Origin of the sequence: Hansschlegelia plantiphila (assembly GCF_027922265.1) — a bacterium.
GTDB classification, from domain to species: Bacteria; Pseudomonadota; Alphaproteobacteria; order Rhizobiales; family Methylopilaceae; genus Methylopila; species Methylopila plantiphila.
In genome coordinates this window covers 87535-107942 of the sequence record NZ_BSFI01000007.1, presented here as the reverse complement: position 1 = coordinate 107942, position 20408 = coordinate 87535, and the positions used below count along the sequence as shown (strand labels likewise).

20 protein-coding genes are annotated in these 20408 nt (G+C 69.9%); 10 read left to right on the top strand and 10 right to left on the bottom strand.

Annotated elements, in window-relative coordinates; translation table 11 throughout:
- Positions 1-6 precede the first annotated feature (6 nt).
- On the bottom strand, positions 7-567 hold the full coding sequence (gene rsmD / locus PKE75_RS06765) for a 16S rRNA (guanine(966)-N(2))-methyltransferase RsmD (RefSeq protein ID WP_271167954.1): 561 nt from the start codon (positions 565-567) through the stop codon (positions 7-9).
- Entirely contained in the window at positions 548-2632 is a 2085-nt protein-coding gene (locus tag PKE75_RS06760) for a pseudouridine synthase (RefSeq protein WP_271167953.1), read from the bottom strand. The genes rsmD and PKE75_RS06760 overlap by 20 nt, the downstream gene beginning before the upstream one ends.
- Positions 2633-2691: 59 nt before the next feature.
- On the opposite strand from PKE75_RS06760, the gene PKE75_RS06755 reads away from it, so the two are divergent.
- The 3 genes from PKE75_RS06755 to PKE75_RS06745 all read left to right on the top strand — a co-directional run bounded on the left by PKE75_RS06755 (position 2692) and on the right by PKE75_RS06745 (position 3844).
- On the top strand, positions 2692-3126 hold the full coding sequence (locus PKE75_RS06755) for a nucleoside deaminase (RefSeq protein ID WP_428979116.1): 435 nt from the start codon (positions 2692-2694) through the stop codon (positions 3124-3126).
- 170 nt (positions 3127-3296) lie between these two features.
- Complete coding sequence (locus PKE75_RS06750) at positions 3297-3455, top strand: YqaE/Pmp3 family membrane protein (protein WP_271167951.1); 159 nt, start codon at positions 3297-3299, stop codon at positions 3453-3455.
- Positions 3452-3844, top strand: coding sequence for a DUF4112 domain-containing protein (locus PKE75_RS06745; protein ID WP_271167950.1), 393 nt, complete (start codon positions 3452-3454; stop codon positions 3842-3844). The genes PKE75_RS06750 and PKE75_RS06745 overlap by 4 nt, the downstream gene beginning before the upstream one ends.
- 20 nt (positions 3845-3864) lie before the next feature.
- On the opposite strand, the gene PKE75_RS06740 is transcribed toward PKE75_RS06745, so the two are convergent.
- The 3 genes from PKE75_RS06740 to xseA are packed head-to-tail and all read right to left on the bottom strand — an operon-like array spanning position 3865 to position 7054.
- Positions 3865-4710: a patatin-like phospholipase family protein gene (locus PKE75_RS06740; RefSeq protein WP_271167949.1), complete on the bottom strand. Its 846-nt coding sequence runs from the start codon at positions 4708-4710 to the stop codon at positions 3865-3867.
- A complete protein-coding gene (locus tag PKE75_RS06735) occupies positions 4707-5621 on the bottom strand; it encodes an alpha/beta fold hydrolase (protein WP_271167948.1) in 915 nt (304 codons plus the stop codon). Before PKE75_RS06735 ends, PKE75_RS06740 begins: the two co-directional genes overlap by 4 nt.
- An 8-nt stretch (positions 5622-5629) precedes the next feature.
- Positions 5630-7054, bottom strand: coding sequence for an exodeoxyribonuclease VII large subunit (xseA, locus tag PKE75_RS06730; RefSeq protein ID WP_271167947.1), 1425 nt, complete (start codon positions 7052-7054; stop codon positions 5630-5632).
- Positions 7055-7534: 480 nt separating this feature from the next.
- Here xseA and PKE75_RS06725 point away from each other — a divergent pair, with 480 nt between their 5' ends.
- Together PKE75_RS06725 and purD are read left to right on the top strand one after the other, a co-directional pair.
- Positions 7535-7912, top strand: a complete 378-nt coding sequence (locus tag PKE75_RS06725) for a plastocyanin/azurin family copper-binding protein (protein WP_271167946.1) — start codon at positions 7535-7537, stop codon at positions 7910-7912.
- Positions 7913-7994: 82 nt separating this feature from the next.
- Positions 7995-9275 carry a phosphoribosylamine--glycine ligase gene (purD, locus tag PKE75_RS06720; RefSeq protein ID WP_271167945.1) on the top strand — a complete coding sequence of 427 codons (1281 nt, stop codon included), beginning with the start codon at positions 7995-7997 and terminating at the stop codon, positions 9273-9275.
- Between the two features lie 62 nt (positions 9276-9337).
- On the opposite strand, the gene PKE75_RS06715 is transcribed toward purD, so the two are convergent.
- The 3 genes from PKE75_RS06715 to PKE75_RS06705 all read right to left on the bottom strand — a co-directional run bounded on the left by PKE75_RS06715 (position 9338) and on the right by PKE75_RS06705 (position 11347).
- Positions 9338-9886 carry a formaldehyde-activating enzyme gene (locus tag PKE75_RS06715; RefSeq protein ID WP_271167944.1) on the bottom strand — a complete coding sequence of 183 codons (549 nt, stop codon included), beginning with the start codon at positions 9884-9886 and terminating at the stop codon, positions 9338-9340.
- 96 nt (positions 9887-9982) lie between these two features.
- A complete protein-coding gene (locus tag PKE75_RS06710) occupies positions 9983-10846 on the bottom strand; it encodes a TIGR01459 family HAD-type hydrolase (protein WP_271167943.1) in 864 nt (287 codons plus the stop codon).
- A gap of 42 nt (positions 10847-10888) precedes the next feature.
- Positions 10889-11347, bottom strand: a complete 459-nt coding sequence (locus tag PKE75_RS06705) for a hypothetical protein (protein ID WP_271167942.1) — start codon at positions 11345-11347, stop codon at positions 10889-10891.
- 124 nt (positions 11348-11471) lie between these two features.
- Here PKE75_RS06705 and PKE75_RS06700 point away from each other — a divergent pair, with 124 nt between their 5' ends.
- The 4 genes from PKE75_RS06700 to PKE75_RS06685 all read left to right on the top strand — a co-directional run bounded on the left by PKE75_RS06700 (position 11472) and on the right by PKE75_RS06685 (position 16353).
- Positions 11472-11672 carry a heavy-metal-associated domain-containing protein gene (locus PKE75_RS06700; RefSeq protein WP_271167941.1) on the top strand — a complete coding sequence of 67 codons (201 nt, stop codon included), beginning with the start codon at positions 11472-11474 and terminating at the stop codon, positions 11670-11672.
- A 136-nt stretch (positions 11673-11808) separates the two neighbouring features.
- A complete protein-coding gene (locus tag PKE75_RS06695; protein WP_271167940.1) occupies positions 11809-13206 on the top strand; it encodes a sigma-54-dependent transcriptional regulator in 1398 nt (465 codons plus the stop codon).
- A 103-nt stretch (positions 13207-13309) separates the two neighbouring features.
- The gene (locus PKE75_RS06690; protein ID WP_271167939.1) at positions 13310-14437 is read left to right on the top strand and encodes a TIGR03364 family FAD-dependent oxidoreductase; all 1128 of its coding nucleotides are present in this window, start codon (positions 13310-13312) and stop codon (positions 14435-14437) included.
- A gap of 65 nt (positions 14438-14502) precedes the next feature.
- Positions 14503-16353 carry an ABC transporter ATP-binding protein gene (locus PKE75_RS06685; RefSeq protein WP_271167938.1) on the top strand — a complete coding sequence of 617 codons (1851 nt, stop codon included), beginning with the start codon at positions 14503-14505 and terminating at the stop codon, positions 16351-16353.
- Positions 16354-16366: 13 nt separating this feature from the next.
- On the opposite strand, the gene PKE75_RS06680 is transcribed toward PKE75_RS06685, so the two are convergent.
- Positions 16367-17542 carry a GGDEF domain-containing protein gene (locus PKE75_RS06680; protein WP_271167937.1) on the bottom strand — a complete coding sequence of 392 codons (1176 nt, stop codon included), beginning with the start codon at positions 17540-17542 and terminating at the stop codon, positions 16367-16369.
- Between the two features lie 237 nt (positions 17543-17779).
- Here PKE75_RS06680 and PKE75_RS06675 point away from each other — a divergent pair, with 237 nt between their 5' ends.
- The gene (locus PKE75_RS06675; RefSeq protein WP_271167936.1) at positions 17780-18007 is read left to right on the top strand and encodes a hypothetical protein; all 228 of its coding nucleotides are present in this window, start codon (positions 17780-17782) and stop codon (positions 18005-18007) included.
- Between the two features lie 8 nt (positions 18008-18015).
- On the opposite strand, the gene glyS is transcribed toward PKE75_RS06675, so the two are convergent.
- Positions 18016-20373, bottom strand: coding sequence for a glycine--tRNA ligase subunit beta (gene glyS / locus PKE75_RS06670; protein ID WP_271167935.1), 2358 nt, complete (start codon positions 20371-20373; stop codon positions 18016-18018).
- Positions 20374-20408: the final 35 nt, after the last annotated feature.

Sequence of the window (20408 nt, the reverse complement as noted above, 5' to 3'; positions counted from 1 at the left end):
CGCGTCCTAGGCCGCCCGCAGGATCGAAACCTGCGTGTCGCCGTAAGCCCTGACCTCCAGCGTCTCGAATCCCTCCGGCGCCGACGCCTCGGCCTCCGCGCTCTCCTCCCAGACGACCAGCGCGCCGGGTTTCAGCCAGCCTCCATCGCGGGCCGAGGTGAGCGCGCGCTGGCCGAGCTCCTTGCCGTAGGGCGGGTCGGCGAAGACGAGGTCGAACGGCCCCTGGGCGATCGCGGGGCCGAGTGCGGTGGCGTCGCGCCGGAAGATCTTGGTCTGGCCGCCGAGCCCGAAGGCCTCGACGTTTTCGCGGAGGCACGCGCGGGCCTCGGCGCCGTCGTCGACGAACAGCGCGAAGCGCGCGCCGCGCGACATCGCCTCGAGCGCGAGCGCTCCCGTGCCGGCGAACAGGTCGAGCACGCGGGCGTCCGTCACAGGGTCGTCATAGGCGTGCGCGAGCACGTTGAAGACCGCCTCGCGCAGCCGGTCGCTGGTCGGGCGGATCGCGCGCGACTCCGCCGGCGGGCCTTTCAGCGCGCGGCCCTTGAACCTACCGCCGACGATCCGCACCGCCGCCCGGCCGTCCCTTGCCGCCGCCGCTCGGGCGACCCTTGCCTGCTCCGCCCGGACGAGGCTTGCCGCCCGGTCCGCCCGGCTTGAAGCCGCCGCCGGAGGGCCGCGGCTTGCCGGCGACGCGGCCTGCCGCGCCGGTCGGGCGCTCGCCGGCCTTCGGGCGATCGCCGCTGCGGGCGGGGCGGCCGCCTTCCGGCTTGCCGCCGGCGGGCCTGTCGCGCCATTCGCGCCGCGCGGGACGCTCGGAGGTCGCGGCGCCTTCGCCACGGGGAGCGCGCGCCGGACGGTCGCCCTGCGGACGATCGGACCGGGGGCGCTCGGGCGCGTCGCCCGGCGCGCGACGCGGCGGACGGCCGCCTTCGCTGCGCGCAGGGCGGCCGTTGGTCGGCCGGTCCTTCCACTCGCGGCGCGGCGGGCGCTCGCCCTGAGGCGAGGGCCGTTCGCGCTGCGGGCGTTCCGTCACGGCGCGCGGCGCGGCGTCGTCCCGCCACTGCGGGGCGGCGCGCGGAGCCTCGGAGCGCGGACGCTCCGTCCGATCGGAATATGGCGCGCGGGCCGGACGATCCGGGCGCGCGTCGTCGCGCGGCGGGCGCGGCGCGTAAGGCCGCTCGCCGCGGGCCGGACGGTCGCCATAGGGCGCGCGCGCCGGGCGATCGCCGGACGGCGGACGCGACGGCCGTTCGCCGTGGGGCGCGCGGGACGGCTTGTCGCCATATGGGGCGCGAACTGGCCGGTCGCCTGAGGGCGGCCGCGAGGGACGATCGCCGTAAGGCGCCCGCGCGGGCCTGTCCCCGTAGGGAGCGCGCGCCGGACGATCCTCGCGGGGGCCGTCCTCGCGCCGCGGCGGACGGGCGTCGGCGGGCTTGGCTCCGGCGGGCTTGGCTCCGGCGCGCGGCGGCCGTGCGGGGCGGCCGGCCGCCCCGAAGCGTTCGGCGGCGTTGGCGTCGCGCTTGCTGACGCGCTTCGGCGCCGGCTCGTCGACAGTGCGCGACACGCGCTCGACCGCAACCTTGCGGCCGCGGCGATCGGCGATCGGAGCGCCGCGCTTGACGCGGGCCGGCGCGTCTTCGGCGGCGACGCCTTCGGCCGGCGGCGCCATCTCGCGCGGACGCGAGATCGGCGCGCGGCGGCCGACGCGCTGCGAGGGATCGGCGAGGCGGGACTTGTCGGCGCGCGGCTCCGGCGTCGGGGCGCGGCCCGCGCCGCGGCCGCCGGTCATGCGCGGCGCTTCCTCGTTATGCGCGACGGGCGCCTCGAACTCGGCGCCGGATTCTTCCGTCAGGCGCTTGCCGAGCTGGTCCATCAAAGTCCGGGTGCGGACCTCCTCGGCTTCGCCCTCGGCCAGCGCGCCGAGCTGGAAGGGGCCGAACGAGATGCGGATCAGCCGGTTGACGGCGAGGCCGAGATGTTCTGCGAGGCGCTTCACCTCGCGGTTCTTGCCTTCCCGCAGGCCGATCTGGAGCCAGACATTGTCGTTCTGCTGGCGCTCGAGCTCGGCCTCGATCGGCCCGTAGGAGAAGCCGTCGATGGTGACGCCGTCCTTGAGCGAAGCCAGCGCCTCCTGCGTCACGCGGCCGAAGGCGCGGACGCGGTAGCGGCGCAGCCACCCGGTCTCGGGCAGCTCCAGCACGCGCGCCAGCCCGCCGTCATTGGTGAGGAGCAGAAGCCCCTCGGTGTTGATGTCGAGCCGCCCGACCGTCATCACCCGCGGCAGCCCGGCCGGGAGCACGGAGAACACGGTCTCCCGTCCTTCCGGGTCGCGGTTGGTCGTCACATAGCCGCGCGGCTTGTGGTAGAGCCAGAGCCGCGTCCGTTCGCGGGCGGGCAGCGCGCGGCCGTCGACCTCGATCCTGTCGCTGTCGACGACGTTGAGCGCGGCGCTCTCCACGACCTTGCCGTTGACCTTGACGCGGCCTTCGCCGATCCAGACCTCGGCGTCGCGGCGGGAGCCGAGGCCGGCGCGGGCGATGGCCTTGGCGAGGCGCTCGCCCGGATGGGTCGGCGCGTGATCTTGCGGCGCGGCCTTTTCGGCGGCGTCCGGCGTTTCGGTCGGCTCTGTCATGACAAGGCGGGCGATAGCATGGCGGCGGGCCGTTGACGAGGACGAACCACACATCCCCGATGGAACTTGCGCTCGCTGAGGCCCGCGCGGCCGCCGCGCGCGGCGAGACCCCGGTCGGCGCGGTCGTCCTGCGCGACGGCGCGGCGATCGCGCAGGCTGGAAACCGCACCCGCGAGCTCTCCGATCCGACCGCCCACGCCGAGATGCTGGCGATCCGCATGGCCTGCGACGCGATGGGCTCGGAGCGCCTCGTCGGCTGCGATCTCTGGGTCACTCTGGAGCCCTGTCCGATGTGCGCGGCGGCGATCTCCTTCGCGCGCATACGGCGGCTCTATTACGGCGCGGACGACCCCAAGGGGGGCGCCGTGACCTCCGGCGTCAGGCTCTACGGTCAGCCGACCTGCCACCACGCGCCCGAGGTCTATCCGGGCTTCGCCGAGCGGGAGTCCGCCGAGTTGCTGCGGTCGTTCTTCCGCGAGCGTCGCGAGGGTTGACCCTCCACCGTCATTCCGGGGTTGTCACGGCCTCCAGACACGCTGAACTCCGGGGGCTCCAAAAGCCATGAGGGCCGCGCACGAGCGCGTGACTGAACGAAAAGCCGTTCTTTCGCGTTGCATCGCGGTAGGGCCGCATCTGGAGGCCCGGTGCTTTCACGGGCGAGGCCATGGACGTCGTACGCATCCTCTTAGCGATCCTGTTGCCGCCGCTGGGCGTGTTTCTCCAGGTCGGTCTGGGCCTGCAGTTCTGGCTGAACATCCTGCTTACACTGTGCGGCTGGCTGCCCGGCGTCATCCACGCCATCTGGGTGATCCTCAGAAAATGACCGCACGCGCCGCAACCGGCTTCGCCGGCCGCATGCACGATCCGGCTCCACGTCTCGCCGAGACGCTCGACCAACTCGACCGGCTGGCGAACCTGCTCGACTCGCGCTGGCGCATCCCGGGAACCAACTGGCGCTTCGGCGTCGACGCGATCGCCAGCATCGTGCCGGTGGCGGGCGACGTCTCGACCGCGATCGTCTCGATCTACATGATCAAGCGCGCGCACGACCTCGGCGCGCCCGGACATGTGCTGGCGCGCATGGTCGGCAACGTCGCCTTCGACACGGTGGCCGGCAGCGTGCCCGTGATCGGAACGGTGTTCGACGCCGCCTTCAAGGCCAACCGCCGCAACATGAGGCTGCTGAGGCGGCACTTCGAGGGGCGGCGCTAGGGACGAGGCGGGAGTAGCAATCAGCCTGCGATCAGCCTCTCGATGGCGCGCTTCGCCTCATCTTTCGCCGCGTCGCTGCTGCGCAGCGCGCTTGTCGTCTTGAAGAAGTCGAGCAGGGTCACGCCGCGGACGTCCGGGCGTATCAGCGCGTCGGGACCGCCGCCGGCCACCTTCGCGCCTATGATCGTCGCCTGAAGAATCTGAGTTGCGCCAAGCATCGTCTCGAACGCGTTGGGAAATGCGCGGCCGGACACGACCGGGCCGCCCGTGACGTCGACTGCGATGACGGAGTCGACCTTATCCGAAAGCACGTCGAAAGGCAGCGGGTTGGTCATCGCTCCGTCGATCAGCGTCAGTCCCTTGTGAAGGACCGGACGGAATATCCCGGGAATCGCCGACGACGCCGCGATGGCCGGAAGAAGCGGTCCGTCGCTGATCACGATCTCGACGTGCCCGAAGAAATCGGTGGCGATCGCGAGAAACGGGATCTCCAACTCCTCGAACGTGGCCGGCACCCTCTCCGGCAGAAAGAGCGGCAGCAGCTTTTCTGCGTCGATCAGAGCGGGATTGCGCGATCCCGCCCCGAACAGGTCCGTGATCCGGCCCACGCGAGCCTTCAGCAGCTTGGCGACGACGACGCTGCGATTCTTCAGCATTGCGGAAGCATGGGCGCGAAGCTCGAGCGCAGTCAGTCCCGCAGCGTAGCCAGCGCCGAACACCGATCCGATCGAGGCGCCGGCGATGGCCGCGGGACGGACGCCGAGCTCGTCAAAGGCTTCGAGGACATGGAGATGCGCGAGCCTCCGCGCGCCGCCGCCGCCGAGCGCCAGGCCGATGCGCGACGGCTGACCGGTCGCGCGCCTCACCGCTCCCCCGCGCTGAAAAACGCAAGCAGCGCGTCCGCCGTCTCCTGCTCCACCTCCTCCGGCAGGAAGTGGCCGCCGGGAAGCCCGCGGCCCTGCACGTCGGTCCCCCACGTCCGCCAGATCTCCAGCGGCCCCGAGCCTTCGCTCGGAAACCCCTTCGCGCCCCAAAGCGCGAGCAGCGGGGCCGTGATGCGCCGGCCGGCCTCATGGTCGACGGCGTCGTGCGAGGCGTCGACGGTCGCGCCCGCGCGGTAGTCGCCGCAGGTCGCCGCGATGCGCGCGGACTGGCGGAAGAAGGCGCGGTAGTGCGCGAGCGCGCGTTGGTCGAAGGGCTCGAGGTTGTTCGACGCCGTCCAGCTCGCGAGCGTCCAGTCAATGAAGAAGTCGGGATCGCGGCCGATCAGCGTCTCGGGGAGCGGCGCGGGCTGGGCGAGGAACAGCCAGTGGTAGGCCTTCATCGCCATGCGGGAGTCCATGCCCGACCACATCCGCGCTGTCGGCACGATGTCGAGCACGGCGAGGCGCGCGACGCGCTCCGGATGGTCGAGCGCCATGCGATAGGCGACCCGCCCTCCCCGGTCGTGGCCGGCGACCGCGAAGCGCTTCTGGCCGAGCGCGCGCATCAGGCCGACCATGTCCTCCGCCATCTCGCGCTTGGCGTAGTTCGCGCCATTGGCGACGGGCGCCGGCGCGGAGGACGCCCCGTACCCCCGGAGGTCTGCGAGGATCAGCGTGAAGCTTCGGCTCAGCGCCGGCGCGATCTTGTGCCAGCACACGTGCGTCTGGGGATAGCCGTGAAGCAGCAGCAGCGGCGGGCCCTCTCCGCCGATCCGCGCGAAGATCTCGACCTCGCCGACCTTGATCAGCCTGGATTCGAAACCCGGGAACAGGTCCGGAAGCGCTTCTGTCATCGCTGGCCTCAACCGAACAGATCGGGCTGCGGCTTCGCGCCGGACGGCCTCGGTCTGGCCATGCGTTTCGGCGGCGCCGGCTCGCCGCCGGCGATGGCCGGCACCGCGCCATCGGCGAATTGAAGCGTCAGCGCCTGACCCTCGGAGACCGTCGCCGCGCGGCGCAGCACATGGCCGTCCGCGTCGAGCACCAGCGAATAGCCGCGCTCGAGCACGCCCTCGTGGCTGAGGCTGCGGACCAGCGTCCAGATGGATTCGAGCTTCGCACGGCGCCGGTCCGTCAGCGCGCGCTCGGCCCGCTCCATCCGGGCGTGGAGGGTCTCCAGCTTCTCGCGCGACAGCACGATCCGGTTCCTGAGCGCGATCGGCGACAGCCGCGCGCCGGCGGCGGCGAGGCTGGCGCGGTGGCGGGCGGCGTTCGCGGTCAGCGCGGGCGCGAGTCTTGAGGCTGCGTGATCGAGCCGCTGCCGGGGAAGCTGCACCAGCGCCTCGAGCTTCGGCAGCGCGCGGAACGCCGAGCGCAGCTCGGTGCGCCGGATCTCGAGACCCCGCGCCATCGTCGCGCGCAGCCGCGCGCCGCGCTCCACGGTCGCGGCCAGCAGCTCGGCGCGCACCGGCACCGCGATCTCGGCGGCGGCGGTTGGCGTCGGAGCGCGGCGGTCGGAGGCGAAGTCGATCAGCGTGGTGTCGGTCTCGTGGCCGACCGCCGAGATCAGCGGGATCGCGCTTGCCGCCGCCGCCCGCACCACCGCCTCGTCGTTGAAGCCCCAGAGGTCCTCCAGGCTGCCGCCGCCTCGGGCGACGATCAGCACGTCCGGCCGCGGGATGACGCCGTCCGGCTCAAGCGTGTTGAACCCGATGATCGCCGCCGCGACCTCGGCGGCCGCCGTTTCGCCCTGCACGCGCACGGGCCACACCAGCACCCGGCGGGGGAACCGGTCCGCCAGCCGGTGGAGGATGTCGCGAATCACCGCGCCGGTGGGCGACGTCACGACGCCGACGACCCCCGGCAGGAACGGCAGGCGGCGCTTGCGGTCTTCGTCGAACAGGCCTTCCGCCGCCAGCCGCTTGCGGCGCTCCTCGAGCTGCGCGAGCAGCGCGCCGACGCCGGCGGGCTCGATGACGTCGACGATGATCTGGTAGGCGGACTTGCCGGGATAGGTCGTGAGCCGCCCGGTGGCGATCACCTCCATCCCCTCCTCCGGCTTGAACTTCAGCTTGCCGAAGGTCCCGCGCCAGACGACGGCGTCGATCTTCGCGCCGTCGTCCTTCAGCGCGAAATAGGCGTGGCCCGACGAATGCGGCCCGCGATAGCCGGAGATCTCGCCCCGCACCCGGACATAGCCGAAGGTGTCCTCGACCGTGCGGCGCAGCGCCTGGCTGAGCTCGGTGACGGAGACTTCGGGGGCGTTGCTGAGGACCGCGTCTGGCATGGCGCGAATCCTAGCCGCTTATCCGGAAGCAGGCGACCTCCGACCGGATGGGTCGGGGCCCCGGCTCAACACGGCCTTCCCCAGGCTCATCATCGCGCCTGCGCATTTCGGGCCCAGCGCGCGTGAGCCGCCAATCTAGAAACATAAGATTATGATCATAAAATTCTGATCGGTTTAGAGTCACTCTATCCTTGTTGATCACGAGGTCGGCGCATATCCATCAGGTATATAATAACGAGAAATTGAATTATATCAGTTCTTATGTGGAAGAGCCGATGCTTGATAGTGACTTCCTGTTCGCAATGCCGGCTGCGCCGGCGGCGCTATTTGCCATGTGGCGTATAGGCCGATATGGTATTGCATCTGCACTCCGGATTTCCCTTCTGATCTGGCCGAAGCGGGTATATTCGGCCGATCAGCGCCGCTGGCAGTCCGGAATGGCGCAGCTCCCACAAAGCTTTCGTAGTTGAGGAAAAGCCCATGCGTTCACTATTGCTCGCGGCGCTCTGCGTCGTGCTGCCGCTCAGCGTCGCCTATGCGGCCGACCCGATCGAGATCCTGCCGGACGCCAAGGCGGCGACGGGCGAGATCACCGACATCGAAATCAACTCCATGGCGTTCCTGACGCCTGAGGTGACGATCAAGTCGGGGCAGATCGTGCGCTGGACCAACAAGGAAGAGGGCATGGCGCACAACGTGCACATGCGCCAGGGTCCGGCCAAGACGGTCAAGGGCGCCATGGGCCCGATGCTCAACGCAGGCGACTCCTACGCGATCAAGTTCGTCGAACCGGGCACCTACAACTACATCTGCACGCCGCATTCGGCGGTGATGAAGGGCAAGGTCATCGTCGAGTAGCGCGGGAGCGAGCGAGCTTTCGCGCCAGGCCCAAGGCCGCTAGAACGTCGCCGGGTCCCACAGAGCCGGCGACGTTCTCATTATGATCGTACTTCTCCTCGGCTCCGGCGGACGCGAGCACGCATTGGCGGCCTCGCTCGCAAGGAGCACGCTTCTCACCCGGCTGATCGCAGCGCCCGGAAACCCGGGAATCGCGGCGCACGCCGAGCTGCGGCCTGTCGCGGCCGACGACGTCGCGGGCGTCGTGGCGCTGGCCAAGGCCGAGAAGGTCGACCTCGTCGTCGTCGGCCCCGAGGCGCCGCTGGTCGAAGGGGTCGTCGACGCGCTGACCTTGGCCGGAATCAAGGCCTTCGGCCCGAGCGCGGCCGCAGCGCGGCTCGAAGGCTCCAAGGCCTTCACCAAGGAGCTCTGCGAGGCGCACGGCATCCCCACGGCCGCCTTCCGCCGCTGCCGCTCCGCCGAGGAGGGCCACGCGGCCGTCGAGGCGTTCGGCGCGCCTGTCGTGGTGAAGGCTGACGGCCTCGCCGCCGGCAAGGGCGTCGTTGTGGCGACGTCGCTTCAGGAGGCCCATCAGGCGGTCGATCACGTGTTCGGCGGCGAGCTCGGAGACGCCGGAGCGGAGGCCGTGATCGAGGAGTTCATGGCGGGCGAGGAAGCCAGCCTGTTCGCGCTGTGCGACGGGACGACCGCCCTGCTGTTCGGCGACGCGCAGGACCACAAGCGCGCCTTCGACGGCGACGAGGGCCCCAACACCGGCGGCATGGGCGCCTATTCGCCGGCCCCTGTGCTGAGCCATGCGCTGGTCGAGAAGGCGATGGCCGAGATAGTCCGGCCGACCGTCGCCGCGATGAAGGCGGACGGGACGCCCTTCGTCGGCTTCCTCTACGCGGGGCTGATGATCGGGCCGGACGGTCCGAGACTGGTCGAATACAACGTCCGCTTCGGCGATCCGGAGGCGCAGGTCGTGCTGCCCCGGCTGAAGGACGACCTGCTGGAGCTGATGGTGGCCGCCGTCTCCGGCGAGCTCGCGGGCCGCAAGCCCGTCTTCCGCCGGGAAACCGCGCTCGCGGTGGTGATGGCTGCGAAGGGCTATCCAGGGCCTTATGAGAAGGGCTCTGAGATCCGCGGGATCGCGGCGGCCGAGAAGCGGCCGAACGTCACCGTGTTCATAGCGGGCGCCGCGCTCGATCACGGAAAACTGGTCGCCGCCGGCGGCCGCGTGCTGGCCGTGACCGCGATCGGCGCCGACGCCTCCGAAGCCCAGATGAACGCCTATTCCGCCGTCGACCTCATCGACTGGCCCGAAGGCTTCTGCCGCCGCGACATCGGCTGGCGGGCGGCCGCGGCCTCCGAGGAGGGCTGAGCGCCTCTCCGCTCCAGGCTATCGAGCTCGGACGCCTCGCGCGCCCGAGCTCGAGTCAGGCCTCAGACCTTCCCGTCGAGCCCCATCTGATAATATTTGTGCGTGATCTTCTCCTGGTTCTCGAGCAGCCAGTCGATCGAGGGCTCGGAGGCCATCGCCTTGCGGATCGCCTCAAGCATGCCCTTGCGATGGATGTCGAACAGCACCTTGTGGTCGAGGTTCTCGACGTCGACGATCGTGGGCGCCAGCCAGACCGAGCAGATGATGCCGAGGTCGTTGGCCTTGTCCTTCGGAATGTAGCCGGCGCGGACCGCGTCGAGCACGCCGTTCGCGATCGCGAACTGCACGGTGCCCATCAGGATGTTGGTGTAGCGCGGGTTGTCGACGGTGACCTTGGAGACGCACAGCGTCACCGGACGGACCATGATGTCGGTGTTGAGCAGCGCGAAGACGCGGGTGTGCCCCTTCACCTGGTCGCCCGTCAGCGTCGCGAGCGCGGTTCCGACCGGGCCGTCCAGTTCGCCGATCACGACTTCCGGCTCGGCGGCGGTGCCGGGAGGGCCGCCGGCGACCAGAGCCTCTCCGGCGCGCAGGACGATTCGGTTGCTCATTTCGGTGTCTCCCATGGGTCTTGGCGGCGCGTGGACGCCGCGCACTTCACGCAGCGGCGGCGCGTGCGGTCGATATAAGAAAAACTTAGTCCGGGATCACCAGACGAGCCTCGGCATGACGGCGACCGGCGCATAGCCGTGCTCGGCGAACAGAGCGGCGAGCTTCTCGGGGTCGGGCGAGCCTCGGCCGAGCTCCTCGCCATGGATGCCGTCGGCGACGAACACGCAGTCGACGCCGGCCGCCGTCGCGCCGGCGAGATCGGTCCGCACCGCGTCGCCGATCGCGATCGCACGCGAGCGGTCGAGCTTGCGGTCCAGAATCTCCTCGGCCATCCGCATCGCGGCGTCGTAGATCGGCGCATAGGGCTTGCCGGCGAACAGCGTTTCGCCGCCCATCGTCTGGTAGAGATCGGCGATCGCGCCGGCGCACCACAGCTTCTGTTCGCCGACCTGCACGACAAGGTCGGGGTTGGCGCAGATCATCGGAAGGCGGCGTTCCTTGAGCGCCGCGAGACGATCGGAATAATCCTCGGGGGTTTCCGTCTGGTCGTCGATCAGCCCGGTGACCACAACGATCGGCGCCTCGTCGGGGCCGACGAGCTTGAGGCGGGAATCGCCCATCAACGGCAGGTCGCGGTCGGGGCCGATGTGATGCACCGTCCAGCAGTCGCGCACGGCCAGCATGTGACGCGCGACGTCGCCGGAGGTCACCACCGCGTCCCAGGCGCTGCGCGGCACCCCGCGCTCGTCGAGGTGCTCGATCACCCATTCCGACGGCTTCGGAGCGTTCGACACCAGAATGACGACGCCGCCGCCGGCGCGGAAGCGGGTCAGCGCGTCGCCGGCCTCCTGGTGGGCGTGAACGCCGTCATGCAGCACGCCCCAGACATCGCAAAGCGCGACGTCGTAGGCCGCGGCGAGCGGGGCGAAGCGGGCGAAGACGGGGGAGGAGTCGGACATCTCGCCTCCCGCTAAGCGCGCGGGCCGGAGAGGTCAAGCAAATCACGGTGGAGCGGGGCCTTCGGCCGCGATCTGCGCCTCTGCGGCCTCGCGCGCCTTTTCGGCCGCCAGTTGCGCGAATTTAACGTCGTGAGCGGCGACTTCCTTGGCGATCGAGGTGACGAGGCCGCCGAGCGCCGCGAGCTCCTCGACGACCGGACGGGTCGCGTTGCGTGCGCGCTCGCCGCTCGCGGCGTCCAGCGTCGACATCCGCGCCTCGATGGTCTCCAGCCTGCTCTGCAGGTCCGTCACCACCCAGTCGAGATCATCGAGGCGGCCGGGGTCTCCCGCCGGTGCGCGGGTGAAGGCGAGCTGGGTCACGGCCATGCCGCCCAGCGCGCAAAACGCGACCAGCGCCGAGACCCCGATGCTCAGATCAAGACCGTAGAACGTAATGACGCCGACGCACGCCGCCGTCACCGCCATCGCGGCGGCGACGAAGAACGCAGCGGATTTCGTCATGTCGTTCGGTCCAGGGAAATGCGCGCCCCGATCATCTTCGATTCGTGATTCCCGGGCCAATCCCTCGCAAGGGATCCCCTTCGTCTCCATATGAAAAGCGGAAAACCGGCTTCCGGGAGGCGTCATGGTCACGCTCGAAGTTTCAGGAATGGTCTGCGAGGGCTGCGCGCGATCGGTCGCCCGCGCGATCGAAGCGGACGACCCTTCCGCGAAGGTGACGGTGAGCCGCGCCGCAGGCCGGGTGGAGATCGAGACCACGCTGTCGCCCGAGCAGGCCGCAGCCGCTGTGAACGGCGCCGGCTACGAAGCCCGGCCCGCCGCCTAAGAGGCGTTGCGGCGCGCGCGTTGGGACGATCGGGCGCCGCTCTCATCCGAATGAACACCTTTCGTTTACCGTGTTGGGCGACTTTCGGTCGGCCAGACGCGGCTCGACGCCGCGGCGGCCCGAGGCGAGCCGCCCTATGCCGAACACGCAGATCTCGGACCTTCAGGCCTCCCGCGTCGCGGCGCGGACGCGCGTCCTGCTGATCGACGCCGATCCCGCGTCGGTGCGGGTCGCGACGACGGCGATCGCCACGGCGGGGGGCGAGGTCCTGACGACCATCGCCCCGAATGCTGCGATCGCTGGGGATGTGGGCCACGACGCCGAGATCGCGATCATCGACATTCCCGGGCGGGAGGCGCTGGCGCTGGTGGAGCGCTTCGTCGACCGCGGCCTCGTCGTGGTCGCGACCAGCGGCTCCGGTTCGGTCGCGCTAGCGGTCGAGGCGATGCGCCGGGGCGCGATCGATTTCGTCCTCAAGCCTTATTCGCCGGATTCGCTCGCCCGCCGTCTCGCGCCCCGCTTCGGCGAAGGGAGGGCCAAGGCGAGCAAGAGCCCGAGCGGCGGCCCCGCGCCGGTCTCCGGAAGCGGCGACTTCGGCGGCTTCGTCGGCCAGTCGCAGCCGATGCGCGCGCTCTACGCCGAGATCGCGCGCATCGCGCCGTCGCGCGCCGCGGTGTTCGTCACGGGCGAGAGCGGTTCGGGCAAGGAACTCTGCGCCGAGGCGATCCACGCCCGTTCGGGCCGCGCGGGCAAAGCTCTGGTCGCGCTCAATTGCGGGGCGATCCCACGCGAGCTGATGGAGAGCGAGGTCTTCGGCCATGTCCGCGGCGCGTTCACCGGCGCGACCGAGGACCGGCCGGGCGCGGTCGAGGTCGCGGGCGGCGGCACGCTGTTCCTCGACGAGATCGGCGAGATGGAGCTTGGTCTCCAGGCGAAGCTGCTGCGCGTGCTGCAGACCGGCGAGTACCGCCGGGTCGGCGAGGCGCGACCGAGACATGCCGACGTCCGCGTCGTGTGCGCGACCCATCGCGACCCGCTCGCCGAGGTCGCAGCCGGCCGATTCCGGCAGGACCTGTTCTACCGCCTCCACGTCCTGCCGATCCGGACGCCGCCGCTGCGAGAGCGCGGCGACGACGTGATCGCGCTGGCTCACACCTTTCTTGAACGCTTCGCGGGGGAGGAAGGCCGGCCGACGCCGAGGCTCTCACCCGCCGTGGTCGAGCGCTTCCTGAGCTATCCGTGGCCCGGCAACGTCCGCGAGCTGCAGAACGTCATCCGCCGCGCAGTGGTGCTCGGCGACGGCGACGAGGTGACGCTCGACATGCTGCCGCCGGACTTCTCCGGCGCGCGCGCGGCGTCTCCCGTCGCAGCGGCCGGCGGTGCGATCGAGCCGTTCTGGATCCAGGAGCGGCGGATCATCGAGACGGCGGTCGCGGCCTATGGCGGCAACACCGCGCGGGCGGCGGCCGCTCTCGAGATCAGCCCCTCGACGATCTACCGCAAGCGCGAGCGCTGGGCCGAAGGGCGCGCCTGAAGGGGGTCCGCCCCGGGACATTCGCTCCACTGCCGCAGTGCGCCCGCGTATTGACGCAGGCCGCCACTTCTGGCCAGCGTCCGCCGACTTCACTGAGGCGGACATGACGGAAAACTACGATCTCGCAGTCGTCGGCGGCGGCATTCTGGGACTCGCGCATGCCTTGGCGGCGGCGCGGAGCGGACGGCGCGTCGTCGTGTTCGAGCGCGATGCGCGCGCGAACGGCGCGTCCGTCAGGATGTCCGGCCTCGTCACGGTGGCCGGCCACGCCGCCGGCGGAGCGACCCGGCGGGCGAAGCGCTCGCGCGACGTCTGGGCCGAGGTATGTTCTCAGGCCGGCCTCAGGATCGAACATGAGGGCCTGTCGATCGTCGCCCGTCGCGCGGAGGCTGCGACCGCGCTCGAGGCCTACGCCGCGACCGAGCCCGCTCCCGGCTGCGCCTTCTACCGACCCGACGACGCCCACGCGCTGTTCCCCCAGTTCAGGGGCGACATCGCCGGCGTGTTCTGGAGCCCGGACGAGATCCGCGTCGAGGCGAAGTCCGCGCTGCCGAAGATCGCCGCGTGGCTCGAGGACACCCACGACGTCGCGTTCCGCTGGGAGACCGCGGTGACGGCGATCGAGGGCGATGTGCTGCGGACCTCGCGCGGGCCGGTCTCGGCGCAGGCCGTGGTGGTCTGCCCCGGCGACGATTTCCGCACGCTCTATGGCGAGCGCCTCGCCGCGGCCGGACTGACGCGGGCGAAATCGCAGATGCTGCGCGTGCGCTACGAGGAAGGCTTTGAGCTGCCCGGCGCCGTCGCGACCGACTTGTCGGTGCCGCGCATGCCCGGGCTCGAGGGCCTCGACGGCGTCGAGGCGCTGCGCGCGAGGCTCGAGGCGGAGCAGCCCGAGCACATCCAGCACGGCGTGGTGATGCTGGCGTCGCAGTCGGCCGACGGCTCGCTCGTCGTCGGCTCCAGCCGGACGCTCGAGGCGACGCCCGACCCGTTCCAGTCCCAGGCGATCGACGATCTGATTCTCGAGGAGCTGGCGGCCGTGTTCGGCAAGCGGCCGAAACAGATCCTGTCGCGCTGGACCGGCACCTACGCATTCTCCGTCGACCGCCCGCTGTTCGTCGAAGCGCCTGAGGACAACGTCCGCGTGGTGATCGCAGGCGCAGGCGCCGGCGCAAGCGCCGCCTTCGCGATCGGCGAGGACGTGGTGGCCGACCTGTTCAAGGCGGGATGACGCGGGCTGCGGCCTTTTCGGCGCCACGTTAGGCGCGCGCGGGCCTGCTCCCATATAACGGCCGCATGTTCCGCTTCTTCGAAAACCTCATCGATCCGACTGCGACGCCGGAGCGGCCGGAGCCGCCGTCCGGACTGATCGCCTTCTACTGGCACTTCCTCAGGCAGGCGAAGGCGCTGTTCGCCGGACTGCTCGGCGCCGGCCTGCTGCTCGCCCTCGGCGACGCCTCGGTGCCCTATTTCGTCGGCCGCATCGTGACCCTCGTCAGCGACACGCCGCCCGAGCGGCTGCTCGCCGAGGGCTGGCCGGTCATCGCGGGCCTCGTCGGCGTGCTGCTGGTGTTCCGGCCCGCGGTGCTGTTCGCCCGCGGACTGATCGCGAACCAGGCGATCGGACCGGGTTTCTCCAACCTCGTGCGCTGGCAGGCGCATTACCACGTCGTCCGCCAGTCCTGGGGGTTCTTCCAGAACGACTTCGCCGGCCGCATCGCGAACAAGGTGATGCAGACCGGGCCCGCCCTGCGCGAGAGCGTGGTCCAGACGGTCGAGGCGATCTGGTACATCGCGATCTACGGCACGAGCGCCCTGCTGCTGCTCGGCCACGCCGACGCCCGGCTCGCGATCCCGCTCGCCGTCTGGTTCGTCGGTTACGCCGCGCTGCTCTGGTGGTTCGTGCCGCGCATGCGCGACCGCTCGCGGCTGGCCTCTGAGGCGCGCTCGCAGCTCACCGGACGCATCGTCGACACCTACACCAACATCCTGACGGTCAAGCTGTTCGCGCGCGCACGCGACGAGGACACCTATGTCGGCGGCGCGATGGACGTGCTGATGGATCGCTTCAAGGGCCAGTTCCGGCTGGTCACGATGTTCGCGGTGACGCTGCAGCTGCTGAACGCGCTGCTCGTCTCGGCCATCACGGTGGCCGCGATCGCGCTCGCTTCCGGCCGCTCGATCGAGGTCGGCGCGGTCGCGATGGCGGTGCCGCTGTCATGGCAGGTCGTGTCGATGTCCGGCTGGGTCGCCTTCCAGGTGTCGGCGATCTTCGAGAACGTCGGCGTCGTGCAGGAGGGCCTCGGCACCATCGCGCGGCCGCTCCAGCTGCTCGACGGCGACGGCGCGAGGCCGCTCGAGGTCTCGCGCGGCGACATCCGTTTCGATCATGTGAGCTTCGGCTATGGACAGGCGAAGACCGTGATCGACGACTTCTCGCTGCACATCCGCCCGGGCGAGAAGATCGGCCTCGTCGGCCGCTCCGGCGCGGGCAAGTCGACGCTCGCCAACCTGCTGTTGCGCTTCTTCGACACAGCCTCCGGCCGCATCCTGATCGACGGCGCCGACATCGCGGACGCCACGCAGGAATCCCTGCGCGCGCAGATCTCGGTGGTGACGCAGGACACCTCGCTGCTGCACCGCTCGATCCGAGACAACATCGCCTACGGCAAGCCGGACGCGACCGACGCCGAGATCGTGGCGGCCGCGAAGAAGGCCGAGGCGCACGAGTTCATCCTCGGCCTCACGGACCTGAACGGCCGCACGGGCTACGACGCCCATGTCGGCGAACGCGGCGTCAAGCTCTCCGGCGGGCAGCGCCAGCGCATCGCGATCGCCCGCGTGATCCTGAAGGACGCGCCGATCCTCGTGCTCGACGAGGCGACGAGCGCGCTCGACAGCGAGGTCGAGGCCGCGATCCAGGCCAGCCTCGGAGCGCTGATGGCGGGCAAGACCGTGATCGCCGTCGCCCACCGGCTCTCGACGATCGCGCGGATGGACCGGCTGGTGGTGCTCGAGAAGGGCCGGATCGCAGAGGAAGGAGGCCACGCCGATCTGATCTCGCGCGACGGCCTCTACGCCTCGCTCTGGCGGCGGCAGTCCGGCGGCTTCCTCGAGGACGAGCCGGAGCGCGAGGCGGCCGAGTAGGCCGCCGCTTCCGTCACGCCGTCTCCTTGCGAGCTCGCCAGGCCGCGACGATGGCGTCGTTCGCGGCAAGCCCGTCGTTCGGATCGAAGAAGCGGAAGCTGTTGCGCCCCTTCGCCTTCGCGACGTAGAGCGCCTGATCCGCCCGCGCCATCAGCGCATCCATGGTCGAGCCGTCCTTCGGCGCGAGCGCGATGCCGATGCTGACGCCGACGCAGAGTTCGACGCCATCGATGGCGAAGGGGGCGCCGATCGACTGGAGGATCCGGCGGGCGAGCATCTCTGCGGAGGTCGGATCGACGCCGCCGGCCTGCACGACGACGAACTCGTCCCCGCCGAGGCGTATCACAGTGTCTTGCGCACGGATCGCGCCGGTCAATCGCGCGGCGACCGCCTTGAGAAGGGCGTCTCCGAGCGGATGCCCGTGCTGGTCGTTGATCTCCTTGAACCGGTCCAGATCGAGGCAGTGGACCGCAAGCGACTCGCCGGTCCCCTCCAGTCCGAGCGCGGCGGCGGCGATCGTCTCCCTGAGCGCGGCGCGGTTCTCCAATCCGGTCAGCGGATCACGCCGCGCCAGCGCCGCCAATTGCTGCTTGGCGAGGATCAGGGTCAGCGCTGTGCGATGACCGTAGGCGACGGTCTCGAAGCTCGCGAACAGGAAGAACAGAAGGAAAGCAGCGAGGGCGAACGCGTCGGTTCCCCCGCGCCACGCCAGCGCGACGATGACGGGAAGGGCCGCCGCTATGAGGGTCGGGACGCAGATCCAGGGTCGGATGCAGACGCGCGTGACCTGTCCCGCGCAATAGGCGAACAGGAGAGCGACCCCCATGGTTTGAAGCGTGGAGGACTCAAGCAGCGTGAAACGCGCGCCAAATCCGCCGACGCAGAGCGCCGCCACGATGCACGCCGCGCCATACGCCTGCTCCCATCGCCTCGCTTCTTCCACGGTGAGGGCGAGCCGCGCTGCGCGCCGCCGGTACAGAATGACCAGCAGCAGCCGCGCGCCGGTGATGACGATGCTCGAATAGGTCAGCGCCGCGACGATTCCGTCGTCGTCGATCGTCATCGCGAACACACCAACGGACGTCAGGGCCGCGCCGATGAGCACGATCGGAACGGCGGCCGAATAGAGCAATCCGACGAGCTCGACGAGCACCGCTGCCGAAGGGGGGGCCGCCAGGGGGAATTTCACGGCACGGACATCCTAAAACCGCGCACAAGCGGACGGTCACGCGCGTTTAACGCTTCAGCGCCCTCTTCGGATCATTGGCGTTTATGAAATCCGGGTAGACTTAAGACAGACGCAAGATCGAGGCGCGAGAATAGGCTGTAGCAGGACTACGTTAACCCCCTTTAGACTTGGCGGGAGCCGGCCAGAACTCCTTCCCGCGCTGACCGTTATCGATCGTCATGAGGAAGTCCGATGGGCATGGAGATAAGGACGGACCGGGCCGAAGCGCTGGCGATGAACCTGTTCCGACGCGATCATCCCGAACGCTCGTGGCGTCCCGGCCTGCAAGATCGCAGCAGGGCCGAGGCCGCCACATTCGAGGAGCGAGCGCTGTATCGCAGCTTCGCCGAGGCGCAGCTCGCGAAGCCGCTGGACTATCCGGCGCCGGCCGCGCGCCGCGAACGCTTTCGCTTCGCGACGGCCTGACGCTCGGCTCAGCCGGCGATGCGATCGAAATCGGCGACAGCGCGCGTCGCGCGCCGAAGCCGCGCAAGCAGCTTCAGCCGGTTCGCACGGAGCGCCGGATCGGGCGCGTTGACCATGATCTGGTCGAAGAACGCGTCGACCTGGGGGCGAAGGGCGCCAAGCGCCGACGTCGCGGCAGCGAAGTCCTCGCGCGCCACGGCGTCCGCCGCCGCAGGCTCCGCGACGTCGAGCGCGCCCGACAGGGCGATCTCGGCGGGATCGGACAGCAGGGCCGGGTCCAGAGCGCCCTCGAACGCCCCTGCCCCGTCCTTCTTCTCTTCCGCCTTCAGGATGTTCGCCGCCCGCTTGTAGCCCGCGAGCAGGTTCTCGCCGTCCTCGGTCGCAAGCAGCTTCGCCAGCGCCTCGACCCGGCGGACCACGAGCACGAGGTCGTCGTTTTGTCGGGCGCCGGATGCGGGGGCGCTCTCCCCTCCCCCTTGCGGGGAGGGTTCGGGGGTGGGGGCTGCGCCCTGTCCGGACGAACCGCCGCCATCACCCCTCACCTTACCCTCTCCCTCAAGGGCAGAGGGTGCACTCGATCCGAACACCGCGTCGACCAAATCATGCCGCGCGCCCTGCTCGCGGAGTTGGACCTTCAGGCGGTCGGCCATAAAATATATCAAGTTAACTAATGCATTGCCCCCCTTACGAAGGCTAAAACGTTCAGCACCCTGCATTATTGTAGGGCTGCGCATTTCGCTCGTTACGGCGGCTTGTATATTTTTTATAAGTTCTATTCGATTAAGAAATTCGAGATTTTCAAAATGCTGCTCGTCAATATCAGGATAACCTTGGTAAATATAATTGACTAAGGCAAGAATTAATATTTTTAGGATAGGTAACCGCAGCCCGTTCTCCAGCACGATCCGAACCACGCCGAGCGCCGCCCGCCGCAGCGCGTACGGGTCTTTGCTGCCCGTCGGCTTCTCGTCGATCGCCCAGAAGCCGACCAGCGTGTCGATCTTGTCGGCGAGCGCCACCGCGATCGAGACCGGCGCGGTGGGGACGCGGTCGGACGGCCCCTGCGGCTTGTAGTGCTCCTCGATCGCGGCTGCGATCTCGGGATCGAGCCCTTCGGCGGCGGCGTAGTAGCGGCCCATCAGGCCCTGAAGCTCGGGGAACTCGCCGACCATCTCGGTGACGAGATCGGTCTTGGCGAGCCGGGCGGCGGTCTCGGCCTTCTGCGGATCGGCGCCGACCAGCGGCGCAAGCTCCTTCGCGAGCCGCGCGATGCGGTCGACCCGCTCGTATTGCGTGCCGAGCTTCTCGTGGAAGGTGATCGACTTCAGCTTCTCGAGCCGATCCTCGAGCCGGATCTTCTTGTCGGTCTCCCAGAAGAACCGGGCGTCCGACAGCCGCGCCCGCACCACGCGCTCGTTGCCGTGGATCACCGCCGCGCCGCCGTCGGCGGCGTCGAGGTTGGCGGTGAGGATGAAGCGGTTCGCGAGCCGGCCCGTCGCAGGGTCGCTGAGCACGAAGCACTTCTGATTGGCGCGGATGGTGGCGCGGATCGCCTCGTCCGGAACCTCCAGGAACTCCGGCTCGAACGAGCCCATCAGCACGACCGGCCATTCGACGAGGCCTGCGACCTCGTCGATCAGCGCCGCGTCCTCGACCAGCTCGAGATTCTGCGCCTGCGCCAGCGTGCGGGCGTCGGCGCGGATGATGTCGCGGCGGCGCTCCGCGTCGAGCACGACATGCGCCTTCTGCAGGCTGTCGACATAGTCATCGAAGCGCTTGACGCGGATCTCGCCCGGCGCGTGCAGGCGGTGGCCGCGGGTGACGTCGCCGGAGACGATCCCGTCGATCTCGAAGCGGATGACCTCCGCCTCCTCCTGCGGCGCGGCGAAGGTCGCGACGATCGCGTGCAGCGGCCGCACCCAGCGGAGCGAGCCCGAGCCCCAGCGCATCGATTTCGGCCAGGGGAAGCCGCGCACGATGTCCGGCATGACGTCGGCGATCACCTCGGTCGTCGCGCGGCCGTGCTTGTGGATGCGCGCGACATAGAAGTCGCCCTTGGGATCTGACTGGACGACCGCGTCGTCGATCGAGGCGAGGCCGGCCGCCTTCAGGAACCCTTCCAGCGCCTTCTCCGGCGCGCCGACGCGCGGGCCTTTTCGCTCCTCGTGCCGGTCCGGCTGGCGGGCGGCGAGCCCGCCGACGACCAGAGCGAGCCGTCGCGGCGTCGCGAACGCCTTGGCGCCCTCGTAAGTCAGCCCGCGCTCGACGAGCGCGTCGGTGACGAGCCTCCGCAGATCATCCGCCGCCTTCGCCTGCATGCGGGCGGGAATCTCTTCGGAGAACAGTTCGAGCAGGAAATCGGGCATGACGCGCTCTATTCCCCTCGCCGAAGCAGGCGGGG

What these genes read in the sequence shown, in the direction of transcription:
- PKE75_RS06705 (WP_271167942.1), bottom strand. Translation starts at nt 11,347, where the DNA reads ATGACGAAATCCGCTGCGTTCTTCGTCGCCGCCGCGATGGCGGTGACG.
- PKE75_RS06700 (WP_271167941.1), top strand. Translation starts at nt 11,472, where the DNA reads ATGGTCACGCTCGAAGTTTCAGGAATGGTCTGCGAGGGCTGCGCGCGA.
- PKE75_RS06750 (WP_271167951.1), top strand. Translation starts at nt 3,297, where the DNA reads ATGGACGTCGTACGCATCCTCTTAGCGATCCTGTTGCCGCCGCTGGGC.
- PKE75_RS06760 (WP_271167953.1), bottom strand. Translation starts at nt 2,632, where the DNA reads ATGACAGAGCCGACCGAAACGCCGGACGCCGCCGAAAAGGCCGCGCCG.
- PKE75_RS06745 (WP_271167950.1), top strand. Translation starts at nt 3,452, where the DNA reads ATGACCGCACGCGCCGCAACCGGCTTCGCCGGCCGCATGCACGATCCG.
- PKE75_RS06735 (WP_271167948.1), bottom strand. Translation starts at nt 5,621, where the DNA reads ATGACAGAAGCGCTTCCGGACCTGTTCCCGGGTTTCGAATCCAGGCTG.
- PKE75_RS06725 (WP_271167946.1), top strand. Translation starts at nt 7,535, where the DNA reads ATGCGTTCACTATTGCTCGCGGCGCTCTGCGTCGTGCTGCCGCTCAGC.
- PKE75_RS06715 (WP_271167944.1), bottom strand. Translation starts at nt 9,886, where the DNA reads ATGAGCAACCGAATCGTCCTGCGCGCCGGAGAGGCTCTGGTCGCCGGC.
- PKE75_RS06755 (WP_428979116.1), top strand. Translation starts at nt 2,692, where the DNA reads ATGGAACTTGCGCTCGCTGAGGCCCGCGCGGCCGCCGCGCGCGGCGAG.
- purD (WP_271167945.1), top strand. Translation starts at nt 7,995, where the DNA reads ATGATCGTACTTCTCCTCGGCTCCGGCGGACGCGAGCACGCATTGGCG.
- PKE75_RS06695 (WP_271167940.1), top strand. Translation starts at nt 11,809, where the DNA reads ATGCCGAACACGCAGATCTCGGACCTTCAGGCCTCCCGCGTCGCGGCG.
- PKE75_RS06675 (WP_271167936.1), top strand. Translation starts at nt 17,780, where the DNA reads ATGGAGATAAGGACGGACCGGGCCGAAGCGCTGGCGATGAACCTGTTC.
- glyS (WP_271167935.1), bottom strand. Translation starts at nt 20,373, where the DNA reads ATGCCCGATTTCCTGCTCGAACTGTTCTCCGAAGAGATTCCCGCCCGC.
- PKE75_RS06710 (WP_271167943.1), bottom strand. Translation starts at nt 10,846, where the DNA reads ATGTCCGACTCCTCCCCCGTCTTCGCCCGCTTCGCCCCGCTCGCCGCG.
- PKE75_RS06690 (WP_271167939.1), top strand. Translation starts at nt 13,310, where the DNA reads ATGACGGAAAACTACGATCTCGCAGTCGTCGGCGGCGGCATTCTGGGA.
- xseA (WP_271167947.1), bottom strand. Translation starts at nt 7,054, where the DNA reads ATGCCAGACGCGGTCCTCAGCAACGCCCCCGAAGTCTCCGTCACCGAG.
- PKE75_RS06685 (WP_271167938.1), top strand. Translation starts at nt 14,503, where the DNA reads ATGTTCCGCTTCTTCGAAAACCTCATCGATCCGACTGCGACGCCGGAG.